Here is a 7657-nt window from a genome sequence, read left to right as displayed (position 1 = left end):
CTCGCGCTGAGTTTTCCGCGTTTTTTGGAGGGGTACCCTTCGGTTTCCGCGCGGCGGATTCCCCCTCGATGGCCATTCGCAACGCTGCGGGCGGTCGGGGATGGGAGCTGGCGGATGCCTCGACCTGCGGCGTCTGATCCTGAGTCGAGATTCGAGGCACTCCGTCGCGTCCGCGGGTAAGAGGCTTCCAATACCTGTCGTGCGGTCCGAGAGTTCACGGGATCGCGCGGCAGGTTGTCGTATCGGCGGGTTCGGGAAACGCTCCGGCGAGATGGGTGGCTCCTCCGGAGAATGCGGATGGCCTCGCGCCAGCCCTCAACCGTCCGGCGAATCCTCCACATTGCTTAAAAGAAATCCACGACGCGGTCCGGTGGATGGTACCCTCCGCTTTCCGCGTCGCTGATCAGCGCCTTGAGCCAATCATCGGACGCGCCGCGGGTTGTCGCCGGGGCGGATGCCGGCCGACGCATCTACCTGCCGCGCGTCTGTTGACGGACTTCGCCGCCGGGGCGAGTGCCGCGGTGCGCGCCAGAACTCCCCGTGCGCGTGAGATGCAGTTGCCGTAGAAGGTGGTGAACGACGTGAACGAGGTCCCGGAGCCGCGCTTCGGGACCTCGTTCACGTCCGGCATCGCGCGCCCGCTTTCCGGAAACGCCATTTCCTCCGATCTTGTCAGGCGCGCGCGGCCGAGGAGGGCCGCGCAAATCCGTGTCTCTGGATGGACCGCCCTGCCGAATGAGCCAGTCGAGTGCGCTGCGCGAGCTGACCCTCGCGCGCATCCGCGCTTTCATCCGTGAGCCCGAGGCGCTGTTCTGGACCTTCGGCTTTCCCATCATCATGGCGCTGGGGCTGGGGATCGCGTTCCGCGAGGCGCCGGAGCAGCAGGCCGTGGTGGGCGTGGAGCGCGGCTCGGCGGGGGAGCGCCACGTGGATGCCCTGCGCCGCGATCCCGCCATCAAGCTCACCGTTCTGTCGAAGGACAGCGCCGAGCGGGCCGTGCGCAACGGCGACGTGGCCGTGCTGCTCGCGGGGCGCGACACGCTGGTGTACCGCTTCGATCCCGCCCGCGCCGAAAGCCAGAGCGCGCAGCTGATGGCGGACCGCGCCATCCAGCGCGGAGCCGGCGCGGCGCCCGCCGTGGCCGCGGTGGAGGACCGGACGCGGCGGCCCGGCGGGCGCTACATCGACTGGGTGATCCCCGGCCTCATCGGGCTGAACCTGATGAGCACGGGGATGTGGGGGATGGGCTTCGGCCTGGTGCAAATGCGGCAGAAGAAACAGCTCAAGCGCATGTCGGCCACGCCCATGCGCAAGCGCGACTTTCTGCTGGCGCAGATCCTGGCGAGGCTGGCCTTCATCGCGCTGGAGGTGCCCCCCATCCTGCTCTTTGCCTGGCTGGCGTTCGGGGTCGAGCTGCAGGGCTCTGTTCTGGCGCTGGCGGGAATCGTGATCGTGGGGGCGATGACCTTTGCCGGGCTGGGGCTGCTGGCCTCCAGCCGGGCGCGGACCATCGAGGGTGTGAGCGGGGTGCTGAACCTGGTGATGCTCCCCATGTTCGTGCTGTCGGGCGTCTTCTTTCCCGCCAGCCGCTATCCGGACGTGGTGCAGCCCGTGATTCAGGCGCTGCCGCTGACCGCCATGAACGATGCCCTGCGCGCCGTCTACAACGAGGGCGCGGGGGTGGGCGGCTACGCGGGGGACGTGGCCATCCTGCTGGCGTGGATGGTCGTCACCTTTCTGCTTTCCATCCGCCTCTTCCGTTGGCAGTAGGCCCCGGCGGATCCGCCCGGTTGACATAGGGGCGGGGGGTATGCAGATTCAGTGCGCGGAAGGACACCCCGATCCCGGAGAAGGAAGCCGATGCAGACGCTCTCGATGGAGATTGAAGGAATGAGCTGCGGCCATTGCGTGGCCGCGGTGCGGGGCGCGCTGGTGGAGCTGCCCGGCGTGCAGGTGGCGGACGTGCAGATTGGATCGGCGCGGGTGGAGTACGATCCCGCGCAGGTGCAGCCGGAGCAGATCGCCGGCGCCATTCAGGACGAAGGCTACGCCGTCATGCCCGGCAAGGGCTGAAACGCCGCGTGCCCGGCCCGGCTTCTCGCCGCGGCCGGGCACGCCCGTCTGGTCCTCCGCACTCCGCACTCAGCACTTCGCACTCAGATGCCGGTCAGCGGATCGTCGCCTCCAGGTACGCCGTGGCCGGGCCGCACTGCCCCGCCGTGACGTACACGTTGGTGGCCACCCACGGCGCCGTTCCCTGCCCCTGCACGCGCACCGTGTACACCCCGGCCGGCCCGTACGCGGCCAGCCGCGCGGAATCGCCCGGCAGGTGGCGCAGCGAGTCGGACAGCGTGCCCGCCGTCCACGTGCCCGAGGCGGACACCGGCTGGCGTGCATCGTTCATCACGCTCACCAGCACGGAGGGGACGGTGGTGTTGTCGCACACCGTGGCGGTCGTAACGTCGCTGCACCCGGCCGCAAGCGGCAGGGCAATGCATGCCGCGGCCAGGCGCGGCGGAACTCGGATCATGAGAATGCGTACCCGCGGGACTCGTCCGGCCGCGCGGTTCGCGCGGCGCTCGTGGACCGTACAACGCACTCCCCCCGCAACTCGTGACAAACGTGGCGCTTGCGCAGGGCGCGGCGGCGTGTCACAATCGCCATGCAAACGGCGTTCTACCCGCGTCGCCCGGACGGCGGGGGCGCCCGTCCCCCGTGTCCACCCCGCCCCGTGCGCATGACGGCCCAGTGCAGCCAGCCAGAGCCCTTCCCGCCGGGAACGGCGCCGCGCCCGCGGCGCACGGAATGCCCATGACGGCCGGGTCCCACGCGGACGCGGACTACGACGCGCTGTTCCGCGACGTATATCCGTCGCTCTTCCGCTATCTGCACCGCCTTACGGGCGACACCGACAGCGCCGAAGACATCGCGCAGGAATCGTTCGTGCGCCTGCTGGGCCGCGGGCTTCCCGCCGACGAGGCGCGCCTGTGGCTGTTTACGGTGGCCACCAACCTGTTCCGCGACTCGGCGCGCACCCGCAAGCGCCGCGAGCGGCTGCTCACGGCCACGCCGTGGAAGCCCGCCGCCCTCCCCGCCCCCAACGAGGCGGTGGAGCGCGAGCACACGGTGGCGCGCGTGCGCGAGGCGCTGGGCAAGATCCCGGAACGCGACCGGCAGATGCTGCTCATGCGCGAAGAAGGCTTCAAGTACGACGAAATTGCCCGGGTGGTCGCGGTGGCCCCCGGATCGGTAGGCACACTGCTGGCACGTGCAACACGCAGGTTCCTGGCGGTGTATGACGGTGAACTGGAGGAAGGATGACACACCTGGACGAGGGAGCGCTGCAGGAACTCCTGGACGGCGAAATGCCGGCCGGGCGCAGCGGCCCCGCCGAGGCGCACCTGGCGGGCTGCTCCGCCTGCGCGGCGCAACTTTCCGAACTGCGCGCGGGGGGCGAGCGCATGTCCGCGCTCCTGGGCGCGGGCGACGTGGCCGCCCCCATGCTGCGGGCACAGGCCGCGTTTCACCGCCGCAGGCGCGGCGCCCACCCGCTGGCCCGCACGGGGCGCGGGCTGTCGCGCGCGGCGGCCGTCATGATCGCCATCGGCGGCGCGGCGGTGGCCGCGGCGGCGTTCCCCGGCTCGCCCGTGCGCCAATGGGTGCGCGAAACGCTGCTGACCGAGCAGGAGCCCGCCGCCCCGGCGCCCGCGCCGGTGGTGCAGGCCCCGGCCCCCCCGCCCGAGGCGGCGCCCACGGGCGTCTCCATCCTCCCGGATGACGGGCAGGTGCGGGTGGTGGTGAGCGGCGCCGGGCCGGAACTGCGTGTGCGCGCCCGGCTTTCGCCGTCGCCGCAGGCGGCGGTGCGCGCCACCGGGGCCGCGGCGGGCACCGCGCGGTTCCGCACCGCGCCGGGACGCATCGAGGTGCTGAACGCCGGCGCGGGCCAGGTCGAAGTAGACCTTCCCGCCGGGGCGGAAAGCGCCTTTCTGGAAGTGAACGGACGCGTGTACGCCGCCAAGGAAGGGCAAGCGCTCCGCGCGCTCACCCCCGCCGTGGGCGGCACCGCCGACCAGCCGGTCTTTCGCGCCGGGCCCTGAGGGGGGCCTGGACGGCCCTCCCTGAGTTCTCCGGCAGCGCCCGATGATCACCGCGCTCGTAGTTGCCCTTCTCGCGACCGCCCCGGCCCAGGACACGGCCCGGGGCGTCATACGCGGTACGGTGCAGAGCGAGCCGTCCGGCCTTCCCATTCCCCTGGCCGTGGTGGAGGCCCAGGGCGCCCGCCGCACCGTGGTGGGCATGTCAGACAGCACCGGGCGGTACGTGCTGCGGGTGGAGGCGGGAACGCAGACCTTTCGCGTGCGGCACCTGGAGCACGCGCCCATGGAAATGCAGGTGCTGGTGCCCGGCGGGGGCGAGGTGGTGCTGGACGTGGCGCTGCAGCACCGCCCCATCACCCTGGCCCCCGTGCGCGTGGTGGAGCCGCGGCCGGACAGCGTGGCCGCCTCCGAGGACGAGGTGGGGCTGGTGATTCAGCACCACACCATGGACGAAAGCGGCACCTCGCTGGGCACCACCCTGGGGGGGCTGGAGGGAACTGACACGGGGGGCGAGGCGCTGTACGTGCGGGGCTCCGCCAGCAACCTGCAGCTGGTGCTGCTGGACGGCGCCCCGGTGTACGCCCCCTTTCACATGGGCGGGCTCATCGAAAGCTTCGAGCCCGGCGCGGTGGCTTCGGCACGGCTGTTCCTGGGCGGCGCCCCCGCGCAGTACGACGGGGGCCTTTCGTACGTCATGGACCTCACCACCCGCGCCGGAAACCGCCAGCGGCACAGCATGAGCGGCGGCGTGGACATGCTTTCCGCCCGCACCGTGGTGGACGGTCCGCTCCCCCGCGGCGCGCGCTACCTGGCCTCGGCGCGCACACTGCACGGGTTCAGCCTGTCGCGGCTGGAGGGGGAGCCCTTTCCCTACCGTTTCGGCGACGGGCTGGTACGGCTGGACGCACCGCTGGCGGGCGGGCAGCTGGGAATGACGCTGTTCGGCAACCGCGAAGGGGTGCGGCTGGACACGGCGCACACCCAGGAGGACGCGTTCGCCCGCTGGGACAACCTGGCGGGCTCGCTGCGCTGGCGGGGCAGGGTGGAGGGCGCGCAGGCGGAGTTCACGGTGGCGGGCGGGCGCTTTCGCGGCAGCGTGCCCCTGCGCGACACCACCAGCCGCGCCTTTCTGCTCAACACGGTGCAGGACCGGCTGCGGCTGGGCGCCGACTTTGCCCGCCGCCCCTCCGGCGCGGTTCGCCTGCGGTACGGCGTGGGGCTGGACCGCACCTGGCTGCGCCATCGCGCCACGGAGCCCGCCATCCCCCGCACGCTGGTCAGGGCGCGGAGCACGGGCACGGCCATCGGCGCGTACCTGGACGGCACCTGGCAGCCCACCTCCAGGGTCGTCCTGCGCGGCGGGGTGCGGGCCGACGGGTACAGCGTGGGTGGATTGTACACCGTGGCCCCGCGCGCCTCGGCCGCCTGGCTGGTGACGGACCGCGCCACGCTCACGCTGGCCGCCGGGCGCTATCACCAGTACGTGCTGACGCCCCGCCCGCTGGAGCGCGGGGTGCCGCCCCGCAACTACGCCGACTCCGCCCGCATTCCCGTGGCGCTGAACGTGGCGGGGGGGAGCCACCTGGTGCTGGTGCTGGACCAGGAGCTGGCGGCGGGGGTGCGGCTGGGGCTGGAAGGCTTCTACAAGCACTTCAACGGCCTTCCCCTGCCCGGCACGCGCGGCGCCCACAACTCCGGGGTGGACGTGTGGGTGCGGCGCACGGCCGGCGAGGTGACGGGGTGGCTGGGCTACTCGCTGGGCTGGGCGTGGAACACGCTGTCCGACTACAAGGAACCTACACCGTTCCGCGGGCGGCAGACGCTGAGCGCCGGGGTGAACGGGCCGGTGATGCGCCACACCCGGCTGGCGCTGCGCATGGCGTACGGCGAGGGGCTGGCCTACACCTCGCGCCCCGGCGCCACGGAGGAGATCACGGGCAGCGCCACTCTTCCCGCCACGCAGACCGAGGGGGTGAACCTGGACACGGACGCCCCGCTGGGCGGGCAGGGGAGCGGCCCCTTCGTGCGGCTGGACGCGGAGCTGGCCCGCACGTGGAACCCGCGCGTGGCCGGAAGGGTGGCCACGGTGACGCCGTACCTTCGCGTGATCAACGCGCTGGAAAGCCGCGACGCCCTCATCTACCGCTATTTCGGCCAGAACCAGGAGGCCGGGACGCTGCAGTCCGTGGCCACCCTCCCGCTGGTGCCGGTTCTGGGTGTAAATTTCCGTTTCTGATCGCGGGCGCCGCCCCGGCGCCCGTTCCGCAGGCCTCCGCTCCCCCGCCTTTCCGTTGTCCACTCCCTCGTTTACCGCCGCCGCGCTGCGCCCGCTGAGCGTGGGCGAAATTCTGGACCGCGCCTTTGCGCTGTACCGGGGCCACTTTGCCCCCTTTCTGGCCACGGCGCTGGCGTTCTACGCCCCGCTGGGCGCCCTGCAGTTCGCCGCCGCCACCGGCGCGGCGGACGGGATGATGGCGCTGGTGGCCCCGTTCGCCTGGCTGGGGTGCACGGCGCTGCTCCTGGGCGCGCTCACCACGCAGGCGGGGCGCGCGTACATGGGCGCGCCCGCCACCACGGGCGAGGCGGTGGGCGCCGCGTTCCGGCGCATCGTGGCGCTTGTCGTGGTGTTCGTGCTGACGGTGGTCGGCATCTTTCTGGGGCTGTTCGGGCTGCTGATCGGCGCGGCGCTCGTGTGGGTGCTGCTGTTCGCGGCGGTTCCCGTGGTGGCGCTGGAGGGAAAGGGGCCGTTCACGGCGCTGCGTCGGTCCACGGAGCTGGCGGAGGGCGACTGGATGCGCATCTTTGGCGTGCTGTTCGTGGCCCTGGTCATCGCCGCGCTTCCGGAAATGGCGCTGCAGGCGGTGGTGGGGATGGCGGGGGAAGGGATGGACGCCCGGGCCGTCGCAAGTGCGCAGGCGCTCTCCACCGTGCTGGAGGCGATCACCTATCCGTTCTCGGTGGCGGCGACGGTCATCCTGTACTACGACCGGCGCGTGCGCGCCGAGGGCCTGGACCTGCAGCTGCTCGAGGCGGCCATCAGCGCCTGACCGGGCACTGTCCCGCCGCGTCCGCCCAGGCGAGTGTGCTCGCAATCGGTTGCCGTGCATCGGCTTGAGTCATCCTGAGAGCGTCTTGAGAAACACGCTTGTCGCAACGCCTCAGCTGTGAGTGTCTTCTGCGAGCGTGTTGAGAAACACGCTTTTTGTAACGCCTCGACCTGTGAGCGTCATTCTGAGAGGGCGCCGGCGGGGCCGATCCTGTGCTCCCACTCTGGCGCCGACCGAAGAATCCCGCGACACGGCGCCCGACGCACGACAGGCTGCGTGGCGCGCTCCCGACCCGCGTACGCCGCGAGGAGGCCGGGGGACGCCGCGCCGGGCAGCGGCGACACGGATGCTTCGGTCCGGGATCCTTCCGTCGCACGGGGTCTGGCGTGAGTGGACGGTTCAGTGCGCTGCTCCTTCAGGATGACGCTCACGCGCCGGAGCGGCAGGAAAGTGGGTTTCTCAACGCCCTCCTAGCGAGCGGCCATGCCGCCGCGTCCGCTGCACCGATGCCCG

The 7657-nt window shown here is 71.8% G+C and carries 7 protein-coding genes; 6 read left to right on the top strand and 1 reads right to left on the bottom strand.

Annotated features, from left to right (window positions below; genetic code table 11):
- The first annotated feature begins 735 nt into the window (after positions 1-735).
- Together VF665_RS11745 and VF665_RS11740 are read left to right on the top strand one after the other, a co-directional pair.
- Positions 736-1770, top strand: a complete 1035-nt coding sequence (locus VF665_RS11745) for an ABC transporter permease (RefSeq protein ID WP_331053626.1) — start codon at positions 736-738, stop codon at positions 1768-1770.
- Between the two features lie 90 nt (positions 1771-1860).
- Positions 1861-2073: a heavy-metal-associated domain-containing protein gene (locus VF665_RS11740; RefSeq protein WP_331053625.1), complete on the top strand. Its 213-nt coding sequence runs from the start codon at positions 1861-1863 to the stop codon at positions 2071-2073.
- Between the two features lie 94 nt (positions 2074-2167).
- On the opposite strand, the gene VF665_RS11735 is transcribed toward VF665_RS11740, so the two are convergent.
- Positions 2168-2530 carry a hypothetical protein gene (locus tag VF665_RS11735; protein WP_331053624.1) on the bottom strand — a complete coding sequence of 121 codons (363 nt, stop codon included), beginning with the start codon at positions 2528-2530 and terminating at the stop codon, positions 2168-2170.
- A 281-nt stretch (positions 2531-2811) separates the two neighbouring features.
- On the opposite strand from VF665_RS11735, the gene VF665_RS11730 reads away from it, so the two are divergent.
- From VF665_RS11730 to VF665_RS11715, 4 genes are read left to right on the top strand one after another with little or no spacing between them, the layout of a single operon-like run.
- Positions 2812-3321, top strand: a complete 510-nt coding sequence (locus tag VF665_RS11730; RefSeq protein ID WP_331053623.1) for a sigma-70 family RNA polymerase sigma factor — start codon at positions 2812-2814, stop codon at positions 3319-3321.
- Entirely contained in the window at positions 3318-4097 is a 780-nt protein-coding gene (locus VF665_RS11725; protein ID WP_331053622.1) for a hypothetical protein, read from the top strand. Before VF665_RS11730 ends, VF665_RS11725 begins: the two co-directional genes overlap by 4 nt.
- Before the next feature lie 43 nt (positions 4098-4140).
- A complete protein-coding gene (locus tag VF665_RS11720) occupies positions 4141-6333 on the top strand; it encodes a hypothetical protein (protein ID WP_331053621.1) in 2193 nt (730 codons plus the stop codon).
- 55 nt (positions 6334-6388) lie between these two features.
- Positions 6389-7144 carry a hypothetical protein gene (locus tag VF665_RS11715; protein ID WP_331053620.1) on the top strand — a complete coding sequence of 252 codons (756 nt, stop codon included), beginning with the start codon at positions 6389-6391 and terminating at the stop codon, positions 7142-7144.
- The last annotated feature ends 513 nt before the right edge of the window (positions 7145-7657 follow it).

Origin of the sequence: Longimicrobium sp., from assembly GCF_036387355.1 — a bacterium.
In the GTDB taxonomy this organism is placed as follows: Bacteria; Gemmatimonadota; Gemmatimonadetes; order Longimicrobiales; family Longimicrobiaceae; genus Longimicrobium.
The sequence above is the reverse complement of the archived record's forward strand: the minus strand, read 5'-3'. Positions and strand labels throughout refer to the sequence as shown.

Excerpts from the sequence above, each read along its gene's own strand:
- VF665_RS11745 (WP_331053626.1), top strand. The coding sequence starts at position 736 with ATGAGCCAGTCGAGTGCGCTGCGCGAGCTGACCCTCGCGCGCATCCGC.
- VF665_RS11740 (WP_331053625.1), top strand. The coding sequence starts at position 1,861 with ATGCAGACGCTCTCGATGGAGATTGAAGGAATGAGCTGCGGCCATTGC.
- VF665_RS11735 (WP_331053624.1), bottom strand. The coding sequence starts at position 2,530 with ATGATCCGAGTTCCGCCGCGCCTGGCCGCGGCATGCATTGCCCTGCCG.
- VF665_RS11730 (WP_331053623.1), top strand. The coding sequence starts at position 2,812 with ATGACGGCCGGGTCCCACGCGGACGCGGACTACGACGCGCTGTTCCGC.
- VF665_RS11725 (WP_331053622.1), top strand. The coding sequence starts at position 3,318 with ATGACACACCTGGACGAGGGAGCGCTGCAGGAACTCCTGGACGGCGAA.
- VF665_RS11720 (WP_331053621.1), top strand. The coding sequence starts at position 4,141 with ATGATCACCGCGCTCGTAGTTGCCCTTCTCGCGACCGCCCCGGCCCAG.